Raw genomic sequence first — 24,415 nt, forward strand, 5'->3', positions numbered from 1 at the left:
CCCACGCAAGGCCTGGCCGACTCGTCGGGCCGTACAAACCGTTTTCGACTCAAGGAAACTGGCCATGGCGCAATCCCGACCTGCCGTGCAACTGATGAAGCAGATTCTCAGTCCGGAGCAACTCGTCCGATACCCTGCACTTGGCAAATACATCGAGGACGGGGGCTCGATCTTTCCGCTGGTTGAAAAAGGCGCGCAAGGACTGGTGAGGGAATTTGACCTGTCCCCTGATGATGCCCGCCGATTTTTACGACGGTGCAACGGCATGGCTCTGTATGTACGCCGCCAGTTCATAGAACACAGCTTGTACGGTATCGGGACCGATACGAGGGCGGCGGGTGCGCGGGACGGATTGTTGTCAATGGTCAAGGGCCCCAGCTTTGACGAACTGTTTACACCCAAATTCGACGCCATGTGCCCGCCACAGGCGCTGGAGTCGCTGGCTTCACCAGTGGCTTATCTGATCGAGCTGATGAAGTGGATAGAAAAGCGGATCGAGTCGGTTGCAGTCGTCGGTGAGTCCATGCCTCTGCATGAACGACGCAAGGACTTGAAACTGCTGCCTGTAGATTTCAATGCGGTGCATCGCGCCGTATCTGCTGTGGACGTCATCCTCTTGGTGCTGGAGACCTTCATTAAGGAACACCCAGCTTCCGAGGATAAAGCTTCCGTGGATCTTGAAGAGGCCATGGTTCAGGCGCGCTATCCCAATGGTTTGCCTTATTACCAGCACTGGGTCTCCGTGGACACTGTTACACGCCATCATGGTCTTTCGGTGGGGGATTTCGCCCACAAGGTGGATGGCTCGTTTCCCTATTTTTTGCAGCCTCAAGCTTGGGATAACGACGCGGGGCGTGCCTTGGCCCATGCGTCGCGGCTGGGCCCTTATCAACGGAGGTTGCTGACGGAGGATCCAGCCGCCCTAGATGTTAAGGAAAGTTTTTATGCCGAGAACTTCGGAACTGATAACACCTATAAATATACGAACCTCAACCAAATCGAATTCTTCGGCGAACGAACCAAACTCGATACCCCAGGGCTCGAGGCCTTGTTATCGGTGCGCCGCTTCGCACCCGTTCGCTCGGCCAACGTCTCGGTGTATCCGACAGCGAATGCAGAAGATCTGGAAAGTTACCGCTCCGGTTCGGTTTACCTCCACGCCAATAAGCTCCCGGTTGTGAAAATCACCGGTAGCGACGAAAGCGAATCGTTTCTTCACCGCCTGACGCTGGATCCCGACGACGCCGATGACTTTGAACGATTTGACCGGATGAACCGAAAGGTGCGTCTGGACCAATGGCTGGCGTTGCCGAGCGAGCAAGTCGACGCACTGCTGGCGGCGGCGATCAACGCCGAGGCGCGTGGGGATGAGTCGCAAGAAAAGTCGGAAGAAGACTGGTGGATCACCCCGCAAGTCGAGCACGCGCTGGGGCTGTTTCAATCGCTACGGGAACGTTACGGGTGTACCGCACCCGACTTTGCTGTGTTTATCGACGCGTTGTCGATTTACGGACGCGGTGAAACGCTTTCGCAATTCGATCAGATATTCAACCTTCAGGATGACTACCGCGAGCCTTTGAAACTTGACGGAGGACTCTTTGCGGTCTTGCCCGAACCCGAAGAGCTGGACCTGACAGTCGCCCAACTGTGCAGCGCGTTGAATATTGATCTGAAAACCTACGCCTATCTGGCTCAGGCCGTTGCGGGGGCCTATGGTATCGACGACGATGGCAAGCTGCCCCGTAGCCCCCAGGTCCTGTCCAGCTTCTACCGTTTGGTGAAATTTCCCAGGCTATTGGGTATCACGCCGGTCGAAGGCGTGCTGCTGCTGTTGTTGTTGGGCGAGGAAGCTTGGCTCAACGGCGTCGCGGGTGTACCTCGAATCGGTTCGGCAGACGGCATGCCAGATGTGCTTAATCTGCTGTATGCCATGCAGGAGTGTACGCAATGGTGTGCTGAACGCGACATTCCAGTGAGTTGGATACTGCAACAGCTTTTGCCGCCACGCGTCTTGACCGCCACCAACGCTGAAGGCGAGCTTTTCAAACAAATACTCAGTTTATTGCCTGGCGCGCTATTCACCGATTCGGCGTTTTTGATGGCGGGTGTACCCGCGCTGGTGGGTGGCAGTTGGGTGGATTTACTGACGGTCCTGGTCGATGCCGATGGGTTGGTGATCGCTTCTGCGCTAGCCGAGGCCGATTACTTGGCCTTTGCACGGGAAAAACTCGACGATGCGGTGAGAGATGGCCTTGGCGAAGCGTTTGAGCCCGAGCGTCCTGCCATTGTCGAGACAATGCTCAGCGTGCTGCTGCAGATCAGAGAGAACCAGGTATCGGTGGTCAAGGAGAGCCTGGCGGCTTACGCAGGCGTCGATTCGGGACGAATGATTCATTTGCTGACGTGGGCCAATACAACAGTGCATCAATTGCTGCGCCTGGTGCTCGGGCACGTCGATTTGCAGACCGAAGATTTTCATACCTGGCGCAATGTGCAACCGGACCCTTTGCTTTTTCTGCTGGCTGATATTCGCCGTCGCGGTGCGGTGGTGCAGAAACTGGCGCTTGGCGAAGAGCTTTTGCAGGACTATCTGGAGTATGGCTACATGGCCTGGCTGCCGGGGTCAGTCGACAAGTATGCGCTCACGATTCGGACAGTTTACTACCTGGCGTCGCTCACCCATGCCTTTGAGCTCAGCGAGCAGCCTCCCCAGAAACTCCTCGATTACCTGCGGGAGGTCAATGCATTGCGTCTTGAGTCAATGGGGACAGACGCACTGAAATTGGCCCAAGAGGCATCGTCGATCAGGCTGGCCGAATTCTTTAACTGGAGCGTCCAGGAGGTGCGTGAGTGTGTGAGTCACATCGAACCGAGCAAGAAAGTCCTGAAAGACCTGGTCCAACTGGATTGGCTGCTGCGCGTTCGGGAGTTGGCTGCGCGCACGGGCATGGATGCCTTGACGATTTTCCTGATAGGAACTTTGCCAGAGAACTTAAATAAGTCGGCCTACAAGGACGCCGCCGACCATGCCTTGCTCAGCATGTCCGAGTCCAATGCACCCGCGGTTACGTTCAGCGAGGATCTGAAGCAGCTCGTGACCTTGTCCATTACCGCGGATAAAACCGAGGCAGTGCCTAACAAACCTGGCGAGAAGATTATCTTCACCCTCATGTTGAAGGACCGCTCCGGGGAACCATTGAGCGGCGTCCATATTAATTGGAGCGCCACGCTGGGCACCTTTCAAGGCAGCGCCGCAACGGAGCCCGACGGCAAGGTCGAGATGGAGTTTACGCCGGGCAAAGTGATGGGCTCGGACACCCCGCAATTTTGGGTGGATCTGTTTGAGCCGCAATACGGACCCACCGTCAATCTCGTCGCCGACGTTTCAACCCTCACCTTTGCGCTACGGCTCAAGTCACCGGTGCCGCTGGCAGAAGTGCCGTACGGCCAGGAAGTCGAGCTTTACGCCACGCTGATCGACCGCTACGGAAACCTCGGTAAAAACGCCCTTGTGCAATGGTTATCCGAACCGGTGGATCCTGTGCAAAAAACGGCGCTGGTTATTCGACCCCGGCAGGGGTTGACCAACGAGGACGGGCAGACGCGGGTATTCGTCTCCAGCCCGACCGGTGGAAAGTTCGACGTCAGTGTCTTGAGTGAAGCCAGTTCAGCCCAGGCAGATTTCGAGTCCATTACGTTTGCATCTGAGGAGTAGGGACCATGGCAACGAATACTATGGGTGAGCTGCTCGAAAAACGTCGCAACGCCCTGGTCGAATACTGCATTGGTCAAATCAAGCCGCCAGGGAATGCCTATGGTTTCGTGCGAACCCCGGCAGACTTGTTTGAATTGCTGCGCATGGACCCACTGGACAACTACCCGGTGCAAAGCTCTTGGGTCGGCGAAGCCGCCAGTTGCGCCCAGCAGTTCATCCATGCCGCTTACAGGAAATTGGAGCCCGGTTACGCAGAGGTCGAGTTCGGCAAGGGCGATCTGGCCACCTGGGAGCTTTATAGCAACTATCCAGATTGGGCGGCGGTGCAACTGATCGCTCTTTACCCGGAGAACTTCATCAACCCCTTTGTTCGCCTGCGCAAGACCAGCCTGTTCAAGACCTTGGAGAACAACCTCAACCAGACACGCCTCAGCAGCGATTCCGTCCAGCTTGCTCTGAGAGACTACCTGCAGTCCTTCGAGCAAATCTGCAACCTGGATGTGATCAGCGCCTATATGGACGGCGTTACGCCTGACCGTACCGACTATTACTTTGTCGGTCGGCAGCGGGTACCGCCTTTCCAATATTATTGGCGCAAGGCGCAGGTTGAACTTTCTTCTTCCTGTGAAGCGATCAATCCAACAGCATGGAGTGAATGGCAGCCTGTGGATATTCCGCCTGCCACGACGGTGCTGGACATTCGTCCGGTGTTCTGGAGCGGTCGGCTTTGCCTCGTATGGGCGCAATGGCAAGACGCACTTCCGGCGCAGGCAGGCGGCGAGGGGTTGCCGCCCAGGTTGGACATCAACGTCTCTTTCATGTCCCAGAACGGTAACTGGTCGGCGCCTCTGAGCTTGCATCATTCCACGCAGGCCGGAGACCCACCAGCAGATGCCCGGCTGATTGCAACCCTGTGGGCTGATCGCGAGCATCCCAAAGGTCGGCTCGGGGTGATGCTGATCTTTGGCGCCAAGGAGATATTTGCGGTGCGTGATGTGTTGTTTCGTCCGGTGGACACGGATGATGGCCGCTGGTTGAAGGAGGCAGTCAAACATCGCTTCAAGACTGCCGAGACGGTCCAGCATCCGCTGGCGAACCAACCGACCGTGGTGGTTTCCGATGATCCAGCGGGCACCTTGACGCCTTACTTGGGCTTGCAGGCTGTGGCGTTTCGCGTCGGTAGTGATGACAAATTGTTTGTACAGGGTTATTGCAGGCCGACGGGGGATAAGACTGACGATAAGGTTACCCTGAAATTGGCATTGCAAAGTCCGGCTGGCGGAGATGAGGATCCGATTGAAAAAGAGTTCCCAATCGCTGGCGGTTGGAGTACTGAATGGCTTGAATTCAGTCGCGGGGAAGGTTCCTGGCCGGATCCGGTCTTTCTGTTCGGCGCTGACTCAGGCGGCCATGGGCGCAAGAAGTTTACGCTGAAAATCGAAAACGTTACCGACTTCGAGCCCGTGACTCTTCATAAAAACACCTTGGACGCGGCGCAATTTCTTTCTTTCAACCAGCCTGGGCTGGACCTTAAGTACACTCGGTTGAACTCGCTGTTTGGCCCCGAGTTGGTGCAGCGTTCCAATATTTCCGTCGATGCGGTATTGGATTGGGATACGCAATTTCTAGAGGAGCCGCTTCCCCAGGGGGAGACTGAGTTTCTGGAACCCAACGGTGCTTTTAACGGCGCCAACGGCTTGTTCTTCTGGGAGCTGTTTTTTCATGTGCCCCACCTGGTGGCGGCGCGGTTGCGTGCCGAGGACCGTTTTCTCGATGCGCAGAAATGGTTGCATTACCTGTTCGATCCACAGGCACCCGCTGAGTTTCCGGCTGAGAATCCAAAACCTTTGTATTGGCGCTGTCGGCCGTTGAATGTTCCCGGCAACTCGGGATTTGAAATTGATGAGCCAACCGATCCCGATGCCATTGGCTATTCGACACCTCGGCATTTCCAGATACTGGTGTTCACCGAGTACGTCAAAAACTTGATCGCTTGGGGGGACTGGTATTACCGCCAGCTCACCCGCGACAGTCTGGTGGCGGCCAAGCTCTGTTATGTCCAGGCCCAGTTTTTGATGGGAAAGGCTCCCGTGGTTCGGACGGTCAACCGTTGGGAAACCGAGACGGTGGGAAACCTGATGAACAAAGCCAACGTGCGCCCGGCACTGGAACGGTTTGAAAAAAACCTGGTGTTCAGCCTGGCGGACTTTCCGGCGGCCGCCGAGGCTGCGCCTTTGATGGGGTTGCTGGCAAACGAGCCCTTCAAGCTGCCGATGAACGAGCAATTACTCGAGCTGTATGGGCTACCCGGTCAGCGTCTGTACAACCTTCGCAACAACCTGACCCTGGATGGCAAGCCGCTGGACATTCCACTGTTCAGCCCCCCTACCGACCCCAACCAGTTGTTGCGTGATCTGGCGGCCGGTGGCGTGGGAGGAACAAGGCCCATGGGGGGACGCCTGGTGGTGGGGGCCTTTCGTTGGCGTACGACCTTCGAGGTGGCGTTGCGCGCCGTGCAAAGCTTGCAAGACCACGGGGGCCAGGTGCTGCGCTTGCTTGAACAGCGTGATCGGGCCGAACAGGAGGAAATGCAACAAAGTCATCTGGTTGAATTGGGGGCTTACGCTCGGACCGTTCAGGAGCAAAGCATTGCCCAGTTACAAGCAAGCATGGTCGCGCTGGAGCAAAGTCGCGCCGTGGCGCAAGAACGCGCCGAGGAATATGCACGACGCCACGACGAAAACATTTCGTTGGCGGAATACAGCGTCATGGAAAACCTGCAAGTTTCCAAAACTCTGCAATTGGCCGGGGCGTCTCTCAAACCGGCTGCCGCGGTAGTAGCTGCCATCCCGACCATATTTGGTCTTGCCAACGGTGGCCATCGTCTGGACAAGGCTATTGATGCGGTGAGTTTCATGCTGGGAACCGCTGCGTCGATCATGCAGATCGATGCGGATAAACAGGCCACGACTGAGGGCTATCGTCGTCGCCGGGAAGATTGGCAATTGCAACGGGACCAGGCGCAAGCGGAGGTTCGGGCGATCGACGCGCAAATCACCGCACAGGCCCATTCCCTGCAAGCCGCGCAAACCACCCTGGAGCAAACCCTGAGGGCCAACAGCCAAGCGGTGACGGTTTATAACTTCATCAAGAAGCGCTCGACCAATGCCGAACTGTTCGGCTGGTTGCTGGGCCAGCTCAAGGCGCTGCATTACCAAGCCTATGATGCGGTGATCAGTTTGTGTCTCAGCGCTCAGGCCGCGTTAAGCGCCGAGACCGGCGACTACGACACGCAGGTTGCGTTGCCTCAAGTATGGCTGGACAACCGCCACGGCCTGACTGCAGGCGAGCATTTACATGGATATCTGCTGCGCATGGAGCGTGAATACTTGCAGCGCTATGAGCGACGATTGGAGTTGATCAAGACCGTCTCCCTGCGCCGTCTGTTCGAGGACAAGATTGAATCCCAAGCCGGCGTGAAGAGCTGGAAAGATGCATGGGATGGGTTGAAAGACACCGGGGTCTTGGAGTTCGAACTCACCCAACTGCTGTTCGATCGCGATCATCCCGGGCATTACTGTCGGCAAATCAGCTCGATCGAGGTCGACCTGCCTGTCGTGATGGGACCGTTCGAGGACGTGCGAGCCACCTTGATGCAAGTCGGCAGCAAGATTGCTACAAAAGCGTCGCTTCAGTCCGTGATCTATCTGCACCATCCGGAGGAGTCCGTGGCGCCTTCCGATGTCCAGATCAATCTACGCAGTGGGCAGCAGATCGCCTTGTCGACGGGCCTTTCCGCCAACGGAATAACCGCGATGAAGCCTGATGAAGGCTTGTTGAATCCGTTTGAAAACACGGGAGTGGTCTCTCGCTGGGTGTTGAAGTTCCCCTGGCCGATAAAAAACCCGCTTCAGAAGCAAATGCTCGCCTCCTTGACTGACATCATCGTGCGCATTCGCTACACGGCGAAAGCTGGCGAGTCGACCTTCGCGCGTGCCGTTGAAGATCGAGTTACCGAGGCTGAGGCCGTTGGACTCAAGCAGAACTCACAGGGGTGATGGCCATGGGTAGCGTGATCAAGGCAGATGAGAGCTTGGTGATAAATGGTGAGTTCGAGGACGGCTTGAAGGGATGGAACAGACGTGGGAGCGCGCTCGGTACCGAATCCGACATGTACAACGGCGTTTACATTCGTCTTCTGGCGGCCAGCCATGGCGCTTCTGTCAACCAGACAATAAGTGCTCCGAAGACGCCGAGTGATAAAGCCCGCTATGTGATCTCTTTCCTGTATGAGTTGTGGCATACCCGAGCGGGCGAGGTGTTGCTGGAAGTCGAAGGACAAGCAGGAAAACAGCCGATTGAGTTGTTGCCAACCAAATTGCGCGGTACGCCGGAAGAACAGGCAAGGCTGAAGAAAGAGGGGCCATTGGAGTTCAACCCGACGGAGTGTGAAATCCCGCTGGAGCTACTCTTTACTGATAGGGACACGCTGAAGGTCACCGTACTCAGCCCTCAAAACGACCCTGGAGACGAGTTTTCCAAGCTTCGTATCACGCGCATCAGGCTTCAGTTGCACTTGGAGCCTGCCGCCATGGAAGGGCTCCTGCTCGACGAACAACCCATCGGGCCAACGGCCCCTTTGTATGTATGCCTTGGGGCAGAGGGTGCCTTGGCGCATCGACTCGAGTTCGTGGCTGAGCCCGACAGTGTCTGGCTGGGCACAAAGGCGGCGTTGACCATTGTCGATAATCCGACGGAGGCGATTGTCACGACGCCGGATTGGGGCGTGGATCAACCAGTGGAATCACCTTGGTTACTCGAATGCCCGTGGATCGGCGATGAGGATTATGTGTTCTCGATGAAGTTGGTTAACCAGTACACCGCAGAACCCTATCCCCTGCAGGTTTCGCTCGGGCATCATCGGCTCAACTTTCTCCAGGTGCATGAAGCGGCCTATTACCCGGTGCTGGAGTACGAACAGAGTGTGCGCGTGGGGGTTCAGGTCGCCTCGTATTACACCAACCAGCCTATGAGCGGGCGTACGGTTACGTGGACGGTCACGGATGGGCGGGTAAAAAAGGTGGCCACTACCGACGTCCAGGGTTGGGCTTATCTCGACTATGAGCCGTCCCTGGCCGGTCAGTTCCAGATAGAGGCGTCAGTCGAAAGCCTCTATTACGCGGCAGGTGTCGTGTCGCAAATCCTGGAGGTCCGGGTTCTTGAAACAGACCCCTGGAAAGACGTGATGGCGGTCGTCGAGGGGGCGCAGGCACGGTGGGAGGAGAAAACCGGATATCCCAATCGAGGTTCGGATTACGCCGTGGAGCTGGGGCTGCCATCGGACAGTCCGCTGCTGGAGACGGAACTGTCATTGCATTGGAGCGGTGATTCTCCGGAACAACTGGGGGTGACGGTTGCCCCGGCGCTTGACTTCGGGGTCCCGGTGACCGGCACCGGGCTCACCTGGACCCTGACAAGTGCGGACGATCTGGACGGCCGGTTCGACCTGGACCTGGTCTGCTCGAAGCTGTTGCGCCCTTCGCCGAAAAAAGCCATGTCACTGGCTCGCAACCTGGTCAGGATCGGCGACGTGCGAGGGGCCAACAAGTTTCCGATCGTGGACGAAAACGAAAGCGTGTTGCTAAGGGTGCAGGTGGTGCACGTCGTCATCGCCGGTGATGGGGACCCGGTCGTCAATGCGTTGGTGGAATGGCGGTCTGAGGAAGGACTGATCTTTGCCGGTCCCACGGGGAATGATGGTTGGGCGAGCGTGCTTTATCAGCCGAGCAGTGCCGGGGACAAAGCCATTACTGTCAGCGTCAAGGCCCATGCCGATGCCATCGCGGTGGAACACGTATTCAACGTGAACGCCATTGCGACCAGCCCCTGGAAGAACGAAGTCAAGATCTTCCTGGATGGGGTGGAAGTCCAACGCAATACCCTCGGTTTGCTTTGCCGGCGTGGTCAAACCCATCCGCTGAAAGTCGTGCCGAATGATGGCAGCAGTTGGATTGGTAAAAATATCAGCTTGCATTGGCGCGGGGCCGAACCGGATATCGGGTTGGTGCCGAGTGATCTTGGCATTGCCAAGCCGCTGCTGGGAGGTGGTGCGGAGTGGAGCTTGGCGTCAAGCGCTTCAAGCAGTATCAGCAGCCTGTTCGAGCTGGAGCTACGTCTTGAAAGTGTCACTGTCGTCAGGGAGTTGTCCGGACGATTGGTGTCGGAGGACCTGGCGGAAGAAGTCAATCTGAGGCTTGATCAGGTCGTCGCGGAGCTGGATGAGCAGTCGCTGTTTCCCTGCTTGGGCGCACGGCACCGTTTCAGTGTGTTGCCCAACGCATTGAGTCCGTTGGTGGGGCTGGAGTCGAGGCTGGTTTGGTCCGGAACGCCTGCCGCAGACTTGGATGCAACCGTTGAACCCGCCTTGGCCGTTGCGCAACCCGTCACTGACGGCGGCGTGATCTGGATGCTCGACTTTACCGCCAGCGAGCAATCGGGACAGTTTGCCTTGGCGTGGACGATGCCACAGTTGGACTTCGTCTCGACCGCCAAGCCGATGAAACTGGCGCACAACAAAGTCCGGATTGAAGACTGGCGTGATACACCAATCGATCCTGTGGTTGGCCAGGATTCTGCGTGGCTATGGGTGCAGGTTTTTTCTCATTTCACCGACCTCGCTGTCGATCAGGTGCCTGTGAATTGGACGGCAGGGGGAGGTGCGGAAGAGGAAATCACCGATGCCACGGGCTGGTGTGGATTTGCGCTGGCACCGTCCAACAGTGATGCGCTTGAAGTGACGGCATCGGTCCTCAGCCCTTATGACGGCTTCGAGGATAAGCGTGCCCTGCAGGTCACCCCACTGGCTGATGATCCCTGGTCGGGACTGACCGTTCAATTTGACGAGCAGCCGCCGCAGCGTTGGGGCGAAAAGACGTATTTTCCCCGTCGCAATGGCACCCACCACTTGAAGTTGCAAGCCCCGGAAACAAGCCCCTTGCTCGATCATGAGGTGACACTGGGGCTGACCGGTACCGGGCCCGTTGCGTTGGGCCTGGGCTTTTCGCCGCCCGCGCTTGGCGTGCCGAAAAAACTGACTCGGGAGGGTTTGAGTTACACCTTTAAGGTGAACGACATCAAAGACGGCAGTTTTGCCTTGCGTTTATCGGCAACGAGACTGGCGAACCTCTCCCCGGCCAATGCGATGTCCGTTGGAGAGGGCGCACAGGTGCTGAACCTTGTCTTGAGCAGCAGTACCCACCGGATCCTGGATTGGGGAAGTGAGCTTTACACCGAGGTCAAATTGCTTTCGGCAATCACTGGTAAGCCAATGCAAGGGTGGACCGTGACTTGGCGCAGCCCTGATCTTGGCGAAGTGACCTCGGTGACCAACTATTACGGGGTGGCGAGCGTGCGCTTTGTTCCTGCCACGCCGGGCGAGGCTCGACTGACAGCGACGGTGGGCGAAAAGGAATATTCAAAAACAGTGGAGTTGTCGTACGCCTTGAACGAGCCGCGGGAAATCGCGTCACTCACCAGCCCCAAGCCAAGTGGTCATCTGGGGGAGCAGGTTTCAGCGGTCGTTACCGTTGTGTCGGCGTTGACTGGCGAGCCTTTGCAGGGCGTCGAGGTGATGTGGGATTACCCCACCCTCACGCTTGCTCCGACGAGTACGGATGGTGAAGGGCTGGCACGTGTGGAGTTCAGGTTGCCTGGGGTGAGACGAGGGCTTTTGGGGGCTACCGTGCGGGGTGGGTATGCTGGATGGGAGGTCAAACTTCTGGAGTTTGAACTGCTGCCTAATGAGTTGACTTGGCAACAGGACTTCAAACCTAACTTCACAGGTAGTCCCGCAGGGTGGTCCGACGTTAGGTTGAGGGTCTTCGCAGGAAAGGTTTACACGTTGAAGCTGGATTACAGAGACAGCTGGTTGATCGGTGACCCAGATGCCCAGCTTCTTCTTGAATATAAGCCGGGCGAAGAGGCGCAGGGGGTGGTCGTCGACCCGCCGCTGGGCCAGCTTGTTGCGATGGAGGAAGGGACTACTTCCTTGAGTTGGACGCTGACGACCGACCCCGACTACACGCCAGACCATGCTTTTGCGTTGCAGTTCGACATGCCTTTGATCAGCGAAATGCCAAAGTCGCCACCTTTGCCTGGGATTATCCGGGATGAAAATAGCTGGCTGGAGGAATTCACGTTCTACTTGAATGGCGAGGAGTTTGAGCTGGCTTATAGGGACCTGCACCTGGTGGATGGAACCGATTATACCTGGGAGTTGAGAGTCAAGGAGGGCAGCAGCCTGATCGGCACGACCACCGTTGCTTTGGGGGCGTCGTTAGGAAATCCTAATGTGGAATTCGCTCCGCCATTGTTCCAACCACAACCGGTGACGATGACGACCCCCTTGATTTGGTCCATATCGACCAAGGAATCGAATTACGGAACATTCATGGTGGAGTTACGCTGCCCAGATCTGCCCGTGCGGGAGATTTCTACAGAGGTGAAACCCTAGGCCTCACCCCTACAAATCCCCCGCCTTCTTCCACCCCAGATACAACGTCACCAGCTCGGCCCCCAACTCCCCGGGTCGAGCTTGCAGCAGCGTTATCCCATGGGCGCTCAGTCGCTCATGCAACGCGGCCCGTGCATTCAAGTATTCCACCGTCCCGCAATAGGCCAATGCTTCGGGCAGGGCTTGCACTGGCGTCTGGCGCAAGCGGTCGAGGGCTTCTTCGCGCAGGCTCGCCACCAGCACCCGATGCCGCTGGCCCAGGCGTTTGACGGCGACCAGCAGTTCTTCATCGTCCTCATCCCGCAGGTTGGTCACCAGCACCACCAGGGCGCGGCGTTTTTGCCGGGCCAGCAGTTGCGTGACGGCGGCGGGGTAGTCGGCGGGGTGTTGGCTGCTGTCGAGGTCGTAGACGGTGTTGAGCAATACGTTGAGTTGGCCGGTGCCTTTGACCGGCGCGAGGTAGCGCGGCTGTTCGCTGGCGAAGGTGCTCAGGCCCACGGCATCGCCCTGGCGCAGCGCGGTGTAGCTGAGCAGCAGGCAGGCGTTGAGGGCGTGGTCGAAATGCGCCAGCTCGTCATCCTGGCTGCGCATGCGTCGACCGCAGTCGAGCATGAAGATGATCTGCTGGTCGCGTTCGTCTTCGTACTCGCGGGCGATGGGCATGCGATGGCGGGCGGTGGCTTTCCAGTCGATCTGGCGCAGGCTGTCGCCTTCGCGGAATTCGCGCAGTTGATGAAATTCCTGGCCTTGGCCGCGCCGTTGCCGCTGACGAATGCCGAGCTGGCTGAGCCAGTTGTCCACGGCCAGCAGCTGACCATCGTAGAGCCGGGCGAAGTCCGGGTAGACGCGGGTGTCGTCGGCGGCGGGAAGCAGGCGCTTGGCGGTCCACAGGCCCATTGGGCTCGGGAGGTTGATTTCGCAGTGTTCGAAGCTGAAGTGGCCGCGCTTGAGCGGGCGAACGCGGTAGCCGAGTTGAGTGAGCTGGCCGGGTTGTAGTTCCGCCGCAAGAGGGAGGTGTTCGAAGTCCAGGCCATCGGGTACATGGTCGAAGAGCTGGATCTTCAATGGCTGGGCCAGGTCGTGGCTGATTTGCAGACGTACTTCGCTCCAGCGACCGAGTGCCAGGCTTCCGGGCAGTTGCCGTTGGACGCGGGGCGAGGGCAGGCGGCGCACGCGCACGGCGTCGAGTATCGACAGGGCCAGCAGCGCCAGCAGCAAACCCCAGTGGATCGACAGCAGCGTCGAGGGCACGGCGATGCCCAGCGCTCGCAGGGCTCCCAGGGTGATGCCGACGGCCAGCAGGATCGCGAGCCAGATCAACAGCAGGCGAGAAGGCTTCATGGCTGCAACTCAATGGTAGGGTGACAACCCAGTGTGGCGAGGGGATTTATCCCCGCTGGCCGCGCAGCGGCCCCTTGCGGTGTGTCAGGCAAAACCAGGGGGCTGCTGCGCAGCCCAGCGGGGCGGTGCGACGTTTCGCTAAATCCCCTCGCCACGATGAGCACCAGCATCAGGGATTTTTTGCTCACAACCGTGGCGCCGACACTTGATCGAGCAACTGCCCCAGCACCTGATCCACCGAAAGCCCTTCGATATCCAGCTCCGGCGCCAGCCGCACGCGATGGCGCAGCACGGCCAGGGCGCAGCCCTTGATGTCGTCCGGCACCACGAACTCGCCGCCGCGCAACAACGCCCGGGCGCGGGCGCAACGGACCAGCGCGATCGAGGCGCGGGGGCCGGCTCCGATCGTCAGGCCTGGCCAGGTGCGGGTTGCGCGGGCCAGGCGCACGGCATAATCGAGCACCTGGTCGTCCATCGGCAGGTCGCTGGCGATGCGTTGCAGCGCTTGCACGTCCTTGGCCTGCAACACCGTGCGCAACGGTTGCACATCGAGCATGTCGGCGCGGGTCGAGCGGCTGACCTGGCGCACCATGTTCAGTTCCTGGTCGGCATCGGGGTAGTCCATGCGCACCTTGAGCATGAAACGGTCGAGCTCGGCCTCCGGCAGCGGGTAGGTGCCTTCCTGTTCGATCGGGTTCTGGGTGGCGAGCACCATGAACGGCTGGGAGATCGGCAACGCGCGACCCTCGAGGGTGACCTGGCGCTCCTGCATGGCTTCGAGCAGCGCCGCCTGGGTCTTGGCCGGCGCGCGGTTGATCTCATCGGCCAGCAACAGGTTGGTGAACACCGGGCCCTTGCGCAGCTTGAACTGCTCGGTCTGCAAGTCGTACACCGCGTGGCCGGTGACGTCGCTGGGCATCAGGTCGGGCGTGAACTGGATGCGCGCAAACTCCCCGCCAAAACAGCGGGCCAGGGCGCGCACCAGCAGCGTCTTGCCCAGCCCCGGCACGCCTTCGAGCAGGACATGACCGCCGGCGATCAGCGCCGTGAGCACATCGTCGATCACCGCGACCTGGCCGACCACGGCCTTGTGCAGTTCGGTGCGAATCGCCTGGGCCAGTTGACTGGCGCGCTGGCGTTGCTGGGCGGCGTGGGCCTGGCTGTCTGAGGGTTCGTTCTGTTCAGTCATAAGGCATTCCTGAGGGTTTGCAAAAGGGCGACCTGGCGGCAGAACTCGGCGCTGGACAGGCGTTGTTTCGGTCGAGGGCTGAGGGCCTGGCTGATGGCGCGTGTAGGCTGCCGGGTCAGGCGGGCAAGCACTTGCCATTGTTCGGCGACGACCAGTTGTTCGAAACCGGGATGAAGCTGACGGGCCCGGCGCAGTACGTCTTGCTGCAGGCTGTGTAGCAGGTGTTGCTGGCCGTTGTGGCGCAGTTGAAAAGCGGCGCTGGCTTGCAGGTGCTCCTGCAGTTGGCGCCGGGCCTTGGGCGCGGGTTGTTGCAGCGGACCATGGCGTACCGCCGAGCGCCAGAGCCAAAGGGCGATCAAGGCCAGCAGGGCCACCAATGCCTGGGGGAAGTAGCGCAGCAGCAGGGTCAGCAGGTTGTCATGGTCGGTGTTGAACAGCAGCGTCACGTCCGTGTCGGCGCTCAGGTACCAGAGCAGCCAGGCATTGTCATACTGGTCGATGTGATCGTTTTTCCACAGCTCGGCATCGGTGAGCACGGTGATCGTGCCCTGGCCGTAGTTCAGTTGCATCAGGTGGGTCGCTGCCTCGCTGTTGGCCCACGCCTGGGCGAGGTTCAGCGGGTCTTCGAGGTGGAAATCCGTGTCGAAGCCGAGGTAGGCCGGCGCGTCTTCATCTTCGAGGTACAGTTTGGTCAACTCGGGGTAAGGATCCTTGATCAGCTCCGGCTCCGGTGCCTTGAGGTCCTTGCTCAGCAGTTGGCGCAGCCGCACGCGGTCCAGCAGCAGGTCACCGCTGCTGTTTGTGCTGTCGTCCCACAAGGCTTCGGCGACAAACAGCAGTCGGCCGCCGGCGCGGGTCCAGTTCATCACTTGGTCGACGCTCCGTGGCGTCATGTTGCTTCGCTCACCCAACAGCAACAGGGTACGTTGGCGCGGCTCCAGCGTCGGCAGGACGTCCAGGCTGTTGGCGTGCTCGACCTTGATGCCTTGCTGGCGCAAATAATGTTCGGCGGCCAGGTAAGGATTGGCCTGTGCTTCAGGGGCCGGGCCGTGCTCGATGACCTCTTGATACGGCACGGCTTTCATGTACAGGAAGATCGCCAACACGCCACCCAGTGCAGCAACCACGGCGCCGACCAGCCATCCCGCGCGCCGGTTCATTGGGAAGCTCCCGGACCGAACAAGCCGCGCCAGCCGTCGCACAGTTCCTGTTGCAGATGGGCCGGTGGTGGACGGTGTCCGTAGGCAATGTTCTGCCAGTGCAGGGTCAGGTTTTTGCTGAAGGCCAACAGCTGTTCCTGCTGGAGTTGCTCTACACGGTGCAGCACCTGGCCTTCGGTGTCGGACGGTTTCAATGGGATGCCGAACCCATGGTGCAAGCGGCTGAGCAGGGCCCGATAGAGCAGGCCCAACGCCTCGCGGGGAGCGCTGGACCACAATTGTTCGGCGCTGGACGCGACATCGTCCGGCAGGCTTTCTTCGCGGATATCCAGGCCGAACATCCGTGCTGGCGTCGGCCGCTCCATCACCTGGCCCTTCGCCGGCCGGCGGTTCACCAGGGCGTTGAGTCTTTCCCGATAACGCCAGGCCAGCCAGGCGACCGCACCCACCAGGGCGGCCCAGAGCAATACCTGGATCAGCGCAGCGATGGTTTCGAAGCGTTTGGCACCCCAGTTGAACATCGATTTGAGCCAACCCGGGGCTTCGTCGGTCTCGGCCGGCTCCGGGGCTTCTTCGCCAAAGCGATAGCGCGTCACGGTTTCCGGGTTCTTGAAGGGCGGGGCGTCGAGGATGGCCTTGATGCTTTCGCGAGAGGCTTGGCTGGTGACGGGTTGGTTGAGCAGGCGAGGGCTGTCCGGTGCAGTGCCATCTTCGGCGGCCCAGGCGGGTGGCACCAGCGGCAGCAGCATCACCGCCGCCAGCAGCAGGGGGGCGACCGCACTCAGGCGCTGGCGCAGGCGGCGGAACACCAGTTCGATGTCCCAGGCTTCGAGAATCGTGCGTCGATTCAAGTAGAGGCTGAAGCCGCAGGCGACGTAGATCGGCTCCCAGACAATCAACAACAGCGGATAGAGGAAATTGAGCAGGTGTTCGAGCCAAAGCCAGTCGTGCTCGGCGACGGCGACCAGGGTTTGCCAGTCCCATTCCAGTTCGACTTGTTGCGGCACGAATAGATAGAACAGGGCCATCAGGCCAAACCACAAGGCCGTTTCCAGGTGCACGCCAATGATGGTCAACCACTGGGCCGCGCCGCCGTTGCGTTGCAGCAATACGCGCAAGCGTTGTTCCCGTGCTTCCCCGGCGAGCCCTTCGAGTTGCACGACGGGCATCAGGAAGCTTCGGCTCAGGCTCAGCCGGCGCCAGGTCAGGCTCGCCAGCAGCTGCGGCTTGAGCAGCGCCGGCCATTGGCGCAAGGCCTGTTTCAAGGTGGGGGTCTCGCCAAACAACGCCTTGGACACGATGTACAGGGGCAGGCGGTCAAACGCTGGTTTCAGCCACCAGAACAGAAACACTACCAGGGACGGTGAATCCCACAGCAGCAGGCTCAGCAACGCATACACCGGCAGTGTGACGATGGCCCAACTGGTCATCATCAGCCGTCGATGCTGCTGGGCCATCAAGACCCCGAGGTCCATGGCTTCCCACGTGGTGCGCGGTCGGATGGTTACGGTGACGTCACTCAGGCGCATGCTGGCCTCGCCCGGCAAACAGCAGGTAACCCAGCACCAACAGCCACAACAGCGTACCGACGGTGTACTTGGTGGCGGTGGTCACTGCGCTGGAGGACCAATAGGCTTCGATGAACGCGGCGATGAGCAGGAAGAGGATCACGCCGCCGATCATCAGCACGCTTTTGCCGGCGGCGAGTCGCAAGGCTTCGCCCCGGGTGAGGCGTCCCGGCGCGATGAGTGACCAGCCCAGTTGCAGGCCCGCGGCGCCGGCCAGGGTAATGGCGGTGAGTTCGAAGGCGCCGTGGCCGATCACGAATGACCAGAACGTCCCGCCCGAGCCGATCTGGGTCAGGTGCCCGGCCACCGCGCCAATGGTCAGGCCGTTGAAGAACAGGAAGAACGCGCTGCCCAGGCCAAATAGCAAGCCGCTGGCGAAGGTCTGAAAAGCGATGCCGATGTTGTGCATGATGTAATAGCCGAACATGACCCAGTCTTCGCTGGCGGCCCGCTCGATCGAACGTCCCAGATGCCCGGCCGCCGGGTCGTACATGCTACGGATCTGGCTGATCTCCTCGACGCCCAGCAGGCTGTAGACCAGCTCCGGAAACAGGTAGACCAACAGTCCGATGGCGGCCAGGCTGCCCAGGAACATCAGGCCGGCCGCGAGTACGAATCGCCATTGTTCGCGGACCAGGCGCGGGAAGCCTGCAAGGATGAACGCCGACAAGCTCGCCGTTGGCCGACTGCGGTCGCGGTAGAGCTGTTGGTGGCCGCGCAGCGCCAGTTGTTGCAAGGTGTCCACCAGCAAGCTGCTGTAGCCTCGCGCCTGGGCCAGCGCCAGATGATGGCAAAGCCGTCGATAGACGTGGGGGAAATCGCTGCTCTGGGCAACGTTGCTGTTGCGCTCCAACTGGTCGAGCAGGCGGGACAGGTGTTCCCATTCCCCATGGTGGCGACTTTCGAAAAGGCTTTGCTTCATGTCGGCCCCAGCAGGCCGCGGGCGATGCCATTCAGTTCAGCCACGGCGCCGGTGGGGTGCACCTTCAGCGGGACGGCCAGGATCGTTGCCAGTTCAGTGACCCGTGCTTCGGAAAGTTCGCCCTGGCGTTCGGCAAAACCCAGCACGGCGCGCTGTTCGGCCAGGCCCAGGGCAAAAGGCGAACGCAACGCCCGGGCCGATGGCAATTCGGGGCGCTTGACCGGTTGCTCGCGATAGACCACCAACGTGCCGGCCGCCAGGTCGCCGAGGCGTTTGAAGGTTGGATGTTGCAGGCAACTGATCGCGCCAAAGGCGTAGCCAAAGGGCAGCATGTCGACGAAACGCAGCAGGTTGCGGATCAACGAGGCGGACCAGCCGATCGGCCTGCCGTCGTCCTGCACCACGCGCAATCCCATCATTTGCTTGCCCGGCGAGCGGCCCTGGTTGAACAGTTCGAACAGCACCATGTACCACCAGCTGATAACGAACAGCAGGATCGATCCCAGGCCGATGCCCAGTTCGCCGAAAAACGCCAGGACGAAAAACAGCAACCCCAGCACCAGCCCGCGTATGCCCAGGTCGATGGCGAACGCCAGCGCACGGGGCATCAGCCCCGCCGGGCGCAGTGGCAGGTCGATGCCTTCGGGCGTTTCGACCTGGTAGCGCGTGTCCAGTGGTGGCGGCAGCGGCGCGTTCCTTTGCAGTGCTGGTGTCTCGAGCATGGGCAACCTGTGATGGGCCGTTCGAACGTTCGATCTCGGCCCAGATGCTAGCAGTCTTCGTGCGGGCGCACGATACAACTGTTTGTGTCATTTCATGCGCTGCAACAGGATCGCTGGCGGAAACGGTGGCGGCTGTCGGGTTCGAACGCCTAGACTTCGCCAGTCTTCAGCTCAGGAACCTACCGTGACTTCCATCTTCTGGTACGACTACGAGACCACCGGCATCAATCCGCGGTGCGACCGCCCCTTGCAAGTGGCGGGGATCCGTACCGATTTCGAGCTCAACGAAATCGACGCGCCGGTGAACCTCTACTGCCGGCCGAGCGATGACATCCTGCCGCATCCGGCCGCCTGTGCGATCACCGGCATTACGCCGGCGCAACTGGCGGAAAAAGGCTTGAGCGAAGCCGATTTCATGACCCGAGTCCACGCGCAGTTGGCAGCGCCCGGGACCTGTGGCGCGGGCTACAACACCTTGCGCTTCGATGATGAAATGACCCGCTACAGCCTGTATCGGAATTTTTTCGACCCCTATGCCCGGGAATGGCAAGGCGGCAACAGCCGCTGGGACTTGATCGACCTGGTGCGCGCGGCCTATGCCTTGCGCCCCGAGGGCATTGTCTGGCCACAAGAGGATGGCCGCGTCACCCTCAAGCTCGAACGCCTGACCGCGGCCAACGGCATCGACCATGGCCAGGCCCATGATGCGTTGTCGGATGTACGCGCGACGATTGCCCTGGCCCGGTTGATCCGCGAGAAACAACCCCGGCTCTATGACTGGTTGTTCCAGTTGCGCAGCAAACAGAAGGTGCTGGACCAGATACGCCTGTTGCAGCCGATGGTGCACATCTCCGGGCGTTTCTCGGCGGCGCGAAACTACATCGGCGTGGTGCTGCCGCTGGCCTGGCATCCGAAGAACCGCAACGCCCTGATCGTCTGCGACTTGCACTTGGATCCCCAGGGCTTGCTGGATCATGATGCGCAGATCCTGCGTCAACGGTTGTACACCCGCCGCGAAGAGCTGCTCGACGGTGAGCTGCCGGTGCCCCTCAAACTTATTCACATCAACAAGTGCCCGGTGGTTGCACCGCTGGCTGTCTTGCGCGCCGAGGACCAACTACGGCTGCAGCTGGACATGGCGGGCGTTCAGGAGCGGGCGCTGCGGCTAACTGACGCACAACACGTCTGGCAGGGCAAACTCCAGGCTATTTATGGGCCGGAAGATTTCACCGCCAGCGAAGATCCCGAGCAGCAGTTATATTCGGGATTTCTGGGGGATCGAGATCGTCGTTTATGTGAGCAAGTTCGCATGGCGGATCCGGCTCAATTGGCGCAGGGGCATTGGCCTTTTGACGATGAACGACTGTCGGAATTATTGTTTCGATATCGTGCGCGCAACTTCCCGGACACCTTGGATCCAGAAGAACAGGCGCGCTGGAAACTATTTTGCCAGCAACGCCTGTCTTCCCCGGAGTGGGGCGCACCCAATACGTTGAACAGTTTCGATGAGGCAATGGCAGAGTGGATGGGGCTTTCTACATCATTGCAGCAAGAGGTGCTGATCCAGTGGCAAGGCTACAGCCAACAATTACGTAAGCGTTTCAGTCTTTGAATTGCCACGCTGCGATTCACGCCCTAGGGGGTTAAACGAAGGCATAAAAAAACGCCAGCAAATGGCTGGCGTTTTTTGCTTTGCAGCTCCGCGTAAAGCGCGGCGCCGGCTGGCGAGGCTTAGCCCAGCAGGGTTGCCCAGCCTTCTACCACGTCACCGCCCCACTTGGCTTTCCACTCTTTCAGAGTCTTGTGGTTGCCACCTTTGGTTTCGATGACTTCGCCGTTGTGCGGGTTTTTGTACTGCTTAACTTTGCGAGCGCGTTTGGTGCCAGTAGTTTTTGCAGCGCCACGAGGGGCTTTGGCCGATTTGGCTTCTGGGTCCAGCAGGGCAATGATATCGCGCAGGGACTTGGAGTATTCGCCCATCAGAGTGCGCAGTTTGCCTTCGAATTCCAGTTCTTTTTGCAGTTTGTCGTCTTCGGACAGGTTTTTCAGGCGAGCTTGCAGTTCTTTGATGGCTTCTTCTGTAGCGCGGTATTCGTTGATCAGGGACATGGGGACTACCTTATGTAGGACGCGGGTGACAAGGACACAGTGGAGCAATAGTAATCAGACAGTTTCATCAAGTAAACATTTAACCCGTGTTTATTTAGTTAAATAGTGCAGTGCCACAAAATGGTCGGTGCAATAAGTAACGTGATGTGCGCTCACATCTGTTCACACATATAGCGATGCCACCGCAGGCCAGGCCATTCCCAGCCTCGGCTGACCGCGGAGAGGGCGCTGGTATCATCAGTACTGCAGTTTTGCCGCACAGTGGCTAGAATGGCCGCCTTTGCGAAAGTTCTGGAGTTTCCCTAATGCGCACTTTTCGGCTGGTGATCGCTTGCCCGGACCGCGTCGGTATCGTTGCTAAAGTCAGTAACTTTCTGGCGTCCCATAACGGTTGGATCACTGAAGCAAGCCATCATTCGGACAATCAGAGTGGCTGGTTCTTCATGCGCCACGAGATCCGCGCCGACTCGCTGCCCTTCGGCATCGAAGCCTTTCGCGAGGCGTTCGCCCCCATTGCCGAAGAGTTCTCGATGGACTGGCGCATCACCGATACCGCACAGAAGAAACGCGTGGTGCTGATGGCCAGTCGTGAGTCTCACTGCCTGGCTGACTTGCTGCACCGCTGGCACAGCGATGAGCTCGATTGCGACATCGCCTGCGTGATTTCCAACCATGACGACTTGCGCAGCATGGTGGAGTGGCATGGCATCCCGTACTACCACGTGCCGGTCAATCCGCAGGACAAGCAACCGGCGTTCGCCGAAGTCTCGCGCCTGGTCAAGCAGCATGATGCAGAAGTGGTGGTGCTGGCCCGCTACATGCAAATCCTGCCGCCGTCCCTGTGCAGCGAATACGCGCACAAAGTCATCAACATCCACCACAGTTTCCTGCCATCGTTCGTGGGTGCGAAGCCGTATCACCAGGCTTCGATGCGCGGCGTGAAGCTGATCGGCGCGACATGCCACTACGTGACCGAGGAGCTGGACGCCGGCCCGATCATCGAGCAGGACGTGGTACGCGTCAGCCACAGCGACAGCATCGAAGACATGGTGCGATTCGGTCGCGATGTGGAGAAGATGGTGCTGGCGCGCGGCTTGCGTTATCACCTTGAAGACCGCGTGTTGGTGCACGGCAACAAGACCGTCGTGTTCTGATTCAACGCCAAACCCCGTGGCGAGGGAGCAAGCTCCCTCGCCACGATTAGCCTTGAGGAGCAAGTTAAGTCATGACCGATCCCTTGGACAAAGCCACCGCCAAAGCTCCGCCCACCGTGGGCGAGGGCTGCCTGAGCCGGTACGATCCCGAAGCGTTGAGCCCTGAAGATGGCACCGAGTTTCCGGATGCCGCAAAGCTCTGGGAAGACTTGCACCCGCAACCCAGGACGACTCCGAACCCAAGCGGTGAACGGTCACGCCTGCCGCAGCCTGATCAGCTTCTTGATCAACGGTCGCCCGACCATCATGAAGAACACCGGCCCTCCGGCCAGTAGATAGAAGTAATACGTCACCGCCCGCCAGATCAGAATCGCCGCCGCCGCAGTGGATTTACCCACCATGGGCGCGAGCAACGCCGCTGAGGTCAACTCCGCCGCACCGGCGCCGCCCGGTAGCAGGCTGAACTGTCCTGCGCTCAGGGACAGCATCTGGATCAGGAAACTCCAGGCCCATTGCAAATCCGCCCCCAGCCCTTTCAACGCCAGATAGAGCACGCTGTAGCGCAGCGCCCAATGCAGGCAGGTCAGGCCGAACACCTGGAACAACGTCTGCCGAGGCAGCTTCAGCGTGTCGGTGAAAGCCGCCAGGAAATGCAGGATCTTGCGTCCCCAGCGCCGGCGCGTGCTGGAGCCTACGCGCAGGTGGCGCAGCAACCGCGCGCCCAACAGAATCAGCCGACGATGGTAGCGCGCCACGAGCCCGCAGCAGAGCAGGCCACCGAACAATGACACGGCGCTCAGCGCCAGCATCCATTCCAGGCGTTGGCTGAGATTCTGGAACAGCGCGTAGAACAGGATGCCCAACAGGGCGCAAAGGAAAAACAGCAAGTCGCTCAACTGATCCATGGCAAACACGGCGCTGCCATGGGCCGGGCGCACACCGTTGCGCGCCAGCAAGGCCATCAGGGTCAACGGTCCACCGCTGCCGCCGGGCGTCGCGCACATGGCGAACTCGGTGGACATCACCACGCCCATGCTTTTGAGGCCACCGATGCGTTCGCGATGTTCCCCCAGCAGCAAGCGCAGGCGCACTGAATTCAAGCCCCAGCAGAGTACGATCATGCCGAGCATGACCAGCAGCAGGGACAAGGGAAAACGCTGCACCCGCGCCCACATCTCCCCGCCGCCCACCAGCATCGGCACCAGCAATGCGATGAGCAGGGCGGCGACCAGCCAGACCAGGCGCTTCATGCGGCGTGACTGACCCGCAGGCCCTGGGTTGCCAGCCAGCCGGCCTTGGTCATGGGCATGCGGCCATCCTCGAGCAGGCGTGCCAAAGTGCGTAGCCAATAATCCCGGGAGAAGTCGTGGCGCATGTCCACCGGGTGCAGGCCCAGGCGGATCACCGGTGCCTGGCGCCAGCGCTGTTCCCGTTGGTCGCAGATGATTTTCGACAGTCCCCGACGCCAGGGGCTGCGAGCGCTCCACACCAGCCCCGGGGCATCGATAGGAGTGAAGTCCGGCAAGCGATAGAGGTGCTGGGTATCGCTGGTGTAACGCAAGGGCAACTGGCGCAAAGCCCGGCGAGTGCCTTCGCTCATCAACCAGGCTGGGGCGACGAAACCCTCCAGCGGCCATTGGTAACGCTGGAAAAGCTCGATGCCCGCATGCAGGCGGGCGAGGGCGGCCTCCTCGGACAGATCATAGAATTCGCCTTCGTGGGTGTAGACCCGGCGCATGAACCAATCCTTGGGGTGAAGGGTGGGCGGCCCATCATCGCAATGGTAATAACCGTGCAGGACCAGTTCGTCACCGCGCTCGACCCGGCCGTCGAGCAGGCGCCGGAAACCGGGGTGATCGTCCAGCGCATTGGTGTGGTGAAAGTCCGGCACCACCAGCCAGGTCATCGGGACCTGGCCAAGGGCGTCGACGGCCTCGACGAACGGCTGGTAATCGGGCCAGGTCTGCGGCGCGACGTCGTGAAGCACCAGCAACACGCTCGGGGAAGGATTCATCGTCATCGG

At 59.9% G+C, this 24,415-nt stretch carries 14 protein-coding genes; 5 read left to right on the top strand and 9 right to left on the bottom strand.

Annotated elements, in window-relative coordinates; translation table 11 throughout:
- Positions 1-64: 64 nt before the first annotated feature.
- From KSS97_RS06875 to KSS97_RS06885, 3 genes are read left to right on the top strand one after another with little or no spacing between them, the layout of a single operon-like run.
- The gene (locus KSS97_RS06875) at positions 65-3,715 is read left to right on the top strand and encodes a Tc toxin subunit A (RefSeq protein ID WP_217861362.1); all 3,651 of its coding nucleotides are present in this window, start codon (positions 65-67) and stop codon (positions 3,713-3,715) included.
- A 5-nt stretch (positions 3,716-3,720) separates the two neighbouring features.
- On the top strand, positions 3,721-7,773 hold the full coding sequence (locus KSS97_RS06880) for a Tc toxin subunit A-related protein (RefSeq protein WP_217861363.1): 4,053 nt from the start codon (positions 3,721-3,723) through the stop codon (positions 7,771-7,773).
- A 5-nt stretch (positions 7,774-7,778) separates the two neighbouring features.
- Positions 7,779-12,227 (top strand): hypothetical protein, encoded by a 4,449-nt coding sequence (locus KSS97_RS06885; protein ID WP_217861364.1) that lies wholly within the window; start codon positions 7,779-7,781, stop codon positions 12,225-12,227.
- A 9-nt stretch (positions 12,228-12,236) separates the two neighbouring features.
- Here KSS97_RS06885 and KSS97_RS06890 read toward each other — a convergent pair whose 3' ends face one another.
- From KSS97_RS06890 to KSS97_RS06915, 6 genes are all read right to left on the bottom strand, one after another.
- A complete protein-coding gene (locus tag KSS97_RS06890; RefSeq protein ID WP_217861365.1) occupies positions 12,237-13,568 on the bottom strand; it encodes a DUF58 domain-containing protein in 1,332 nt (443 codons plus the stop codon).
- Between the two features lie 184 nt (positions 13,569-13,752).
- Complete coding sequence (locus KSS97_RS06895; RefSeq protein WP_198797907.1) at positions 13,753-14,757, bottom strand: AAA family ATPase; 1,005 nt, start codon at positions 14,755-14,757, stop codon at positions 13,753-13,755.
- On the bottom strand, positions 14,754-15,917 hold the full coding sequence (locus KSS97_RS06900) for a DUF4350 domain-containing protein (RefSeq protein WP_198797906.1): 1,164 nt from the start codon (positions 15,915-15,917) through the stop codon (positions 14,754-14,756). The genes KSS97_RS06895 and KSS97_RS06900 overlap by 4 nt, the downstream gene beginning before the upstream one ends.
- Positions 15,914-17,446 carry a DUF4129 domain-containing protein gene (locus KSS97_RS06905; RefSeq protein WP_217861366.1) on the bottom strand — a complete coding sequence of 511 codons (1,533 nt, stop codon included), beginning with the start codon at positions 17,444-17,446 and terminating at the stop codon, positions 15,914-15,916. The genes KSS97_RS06900 and KSS97_RS06905 overlap by 4 nt, the downstream gene beginning before the upstream one ends.
- Positions 17,433-18,407 (bottom strand): stage II sporulation protein M, encoded by a 975-nt coding sequence (locus tag KSS97_RS06910; protein WP_217861367.1) that lies wholly within the window; start codon positions 18,405-18,407, stop codon positions 17,433-17,435. The genes KSS97_RS06905 and KSS97_RS06910 overlap by 14 nt, the downstream gene beginning before the upstream one ends.
- On the bottom strand, positions 18,404-19,129 hold the full coding sequence (locus tag KSS97_RS06915) for an RDD family protein (RefSeq protein ID WP_030140828.1): 726 nt from the start codon (positions 19,127-19,129) through the stop codon (positions 18,404-18,406). The genes KSS97_RS06910 and KSS97_RS06915 overlap by 4 nt, the downstream gene beginning before the upstream one ends.
- Positions 19,130-19,313: 184 nt before the next feature.
- Here KSS97_RS06915 and sbcB point away from each other — a divergent pair, with 184 nt between their 5' ends.
- Positions 19,314-20,741: an exodeoxyribonuclease I gene (gene sbcB / locus KSS97_RS06920; protein ID WP_198797903.1), complete on the top strand. Its 1,428-nt coding sequence runs from the start codon at positions 19,314-19,316 to the stop codon at positions 20,739-20,741.
- 119 nt (positions 20,742-20,860) lie between these two features.
- Here sbcB and mvaT read toward each other — a convergent pair whose 3' ends face one another.
- A complete protein-coding gene (gene mvaT, locus KSS97_RS06925; RefSeq protein ID WP_030140826.1) occupies positions 20,861-21,238 on the bottom strand; it encodes a histone-like nucleoid-structuring protein MvaT in 378 nt (125 codons plus the stop codon).
- Between the two features lie 305 nt (positions 21,239-21,543).
- On the opposite strand from mvaT, the gene purU reads away from it, so the two are divergent.
- Positions 21,544-22,392 carry a formyltetrahydrofolate deformylase gene (purU, locus tag KSS97_RS06930; protein ID WP_039591673.1) on the top strand — a complete coding sequence of 283 codons (849 nt, stop codon included), beginning with the start codon at positions 21,544-21,546 and terminating at the stop codon, positions 22,390-22,392.
- Between the two features lie 254 nt (positions 22,393-22,646).
- On the opposite strand, the gene gpgF is transcribed toward purU, so the two are convergent.
- The gene (gene gpgF, locus KSS97_RS06935; protein WP_030140823.1) at positions 22,647-23,642 is read right to left on the bottom strand and encodes a glucosaminyl phosphatidylglycerol flippase; all 996 of its coding nucleotides are present in this window, start codon (positions 23,640-23,642) and stop codon (positions 22,647-22,649) included.
- Positions 23,639-24,412 (bottom strand): N-acetylglucosaminyl phosphatidylglycerol deacetylase, encoded by a 774-nt coding sequence (gpgD, locus tag KSS97_RS06940; protein ID WP_437127702.1) that lies wholly within the window; start codon positions 24,410-24,412, stop codon positions 23,639-23,641. Before gpgD ends, gpgF begins: the two co-directional genes overlap by 4 nt.
- Between the last annotated feature and the right edge of the window lie 3 nt (positions 24,413-24,415).

The sequence above is a fragment of the Pseudomonas alvandae genome (genome assembly GCF_019141525.1).
GTDB lineage: Bacteria > Pseudomonadota > Gammaproteobacteria > Pseudomonadales > Pseudomonadaceae > Aquipseudomonas > Aquipseudomonas alvandae.

What these genes read in the sequence shown, in the direction of transcription:
- KSS97_RS06875 (WP_217861362.1), top strand. Translation starts at nt 65, where the DNA reads ATGGCGCAATCCCGACCTGCCGTGCAACTGATGAAGCAGATTCTCAGT.
- KSS97_RS06880 (WP_217861363.1), top strand. Translation starts at nt 3,721, where the DNA reads ATGGCAACGAATACTATGGGTGAGCTGCTCGAAAAACGTCGCAACGCC.
- KSS97_RS06885 (WP_217861364.1), top strand. Translation starts at nt 7,779, where the DNA reads ATGGGTAGCGTGATCAAGGCAGATGAGAGCTTGGTGATAAATGGTGAG.
- KSS97_RS06890 (WP_217861365.1), bottom strand. Translation starts at nt 13,568, where the DNA reads ATGAAGCCTTCTCGCCTGCTGTTGATCTGGCTCGCGATCCTGCTGGCC.
- KSS97_RS06895 (WP_198797907.1), bottom strand. Translation starts at nt 14,757, where the DNA reads ATGACTGAACAGAACGAACCCTCAGACAGCCAGGCCCACGCCGCCCAG.
- KSS97_RS06900 (WP_198797906.1), bottom strand. Translation starts at nt 15,917, where the DNA reads ATGAACCGGCGCGCGGGATGGCTGGTCGGCGCCGTGGTTGCTGCACTG.
- KSS97_RS06905 (WP_217861366.1), bottom strand. Translation starts at nt 17,446, where the DNA reads ATGCGCCTGAGTGACGTCACCGTAACCATCCGACCGCGCACCACGTGG.
- KSS97_RS06910 (WP_217861367.1), bottom strand. Translation starts at nt 18,407, where the DNA reads ATGAAGCAAAGCCTTTTCGAAAGTCGCCACCATGGGGAATGGGAACAC.
- KSS97_RS06915 (WP_030140828.1), bottom strand. Translation starts at nt 19,129, where the DNA reads ATGCTCGAGACACCAGCACTGCAAAGGAACGCGCCGCTGCCGCCACCA.
- mvaT (WP_030140826.1), bottom strand. Translation starts at nt 21,238, where the DNA reads ATGTCCCTGATCAACGAATACCGCGCTACAGAAGAAGCCATCAAAGAA.
- purU (WP_039591673.1), top strand. Translation starts at nt 21,544, where the DNA reads ATGCGCACTTTTCGGCTGGTGATCGCTTGCCCGGACCGCGTCGGTATC.
- gpgF (WP_030140823.1), bottom strand. Translation starts at nt 23,642, where the DNA reads ATGAAGCGCCTGGTCTGGCTGGTCGCCGCCCTGCTCATCGCATTGCTG.
- gpgD (WP_437127702.1), bottom strand. Translation starts at nt 24,412, where the DNA reads ATGACGATGAATCCTTCCCCGAGCGTGTTGCTGGTGCTTCACGACGTC.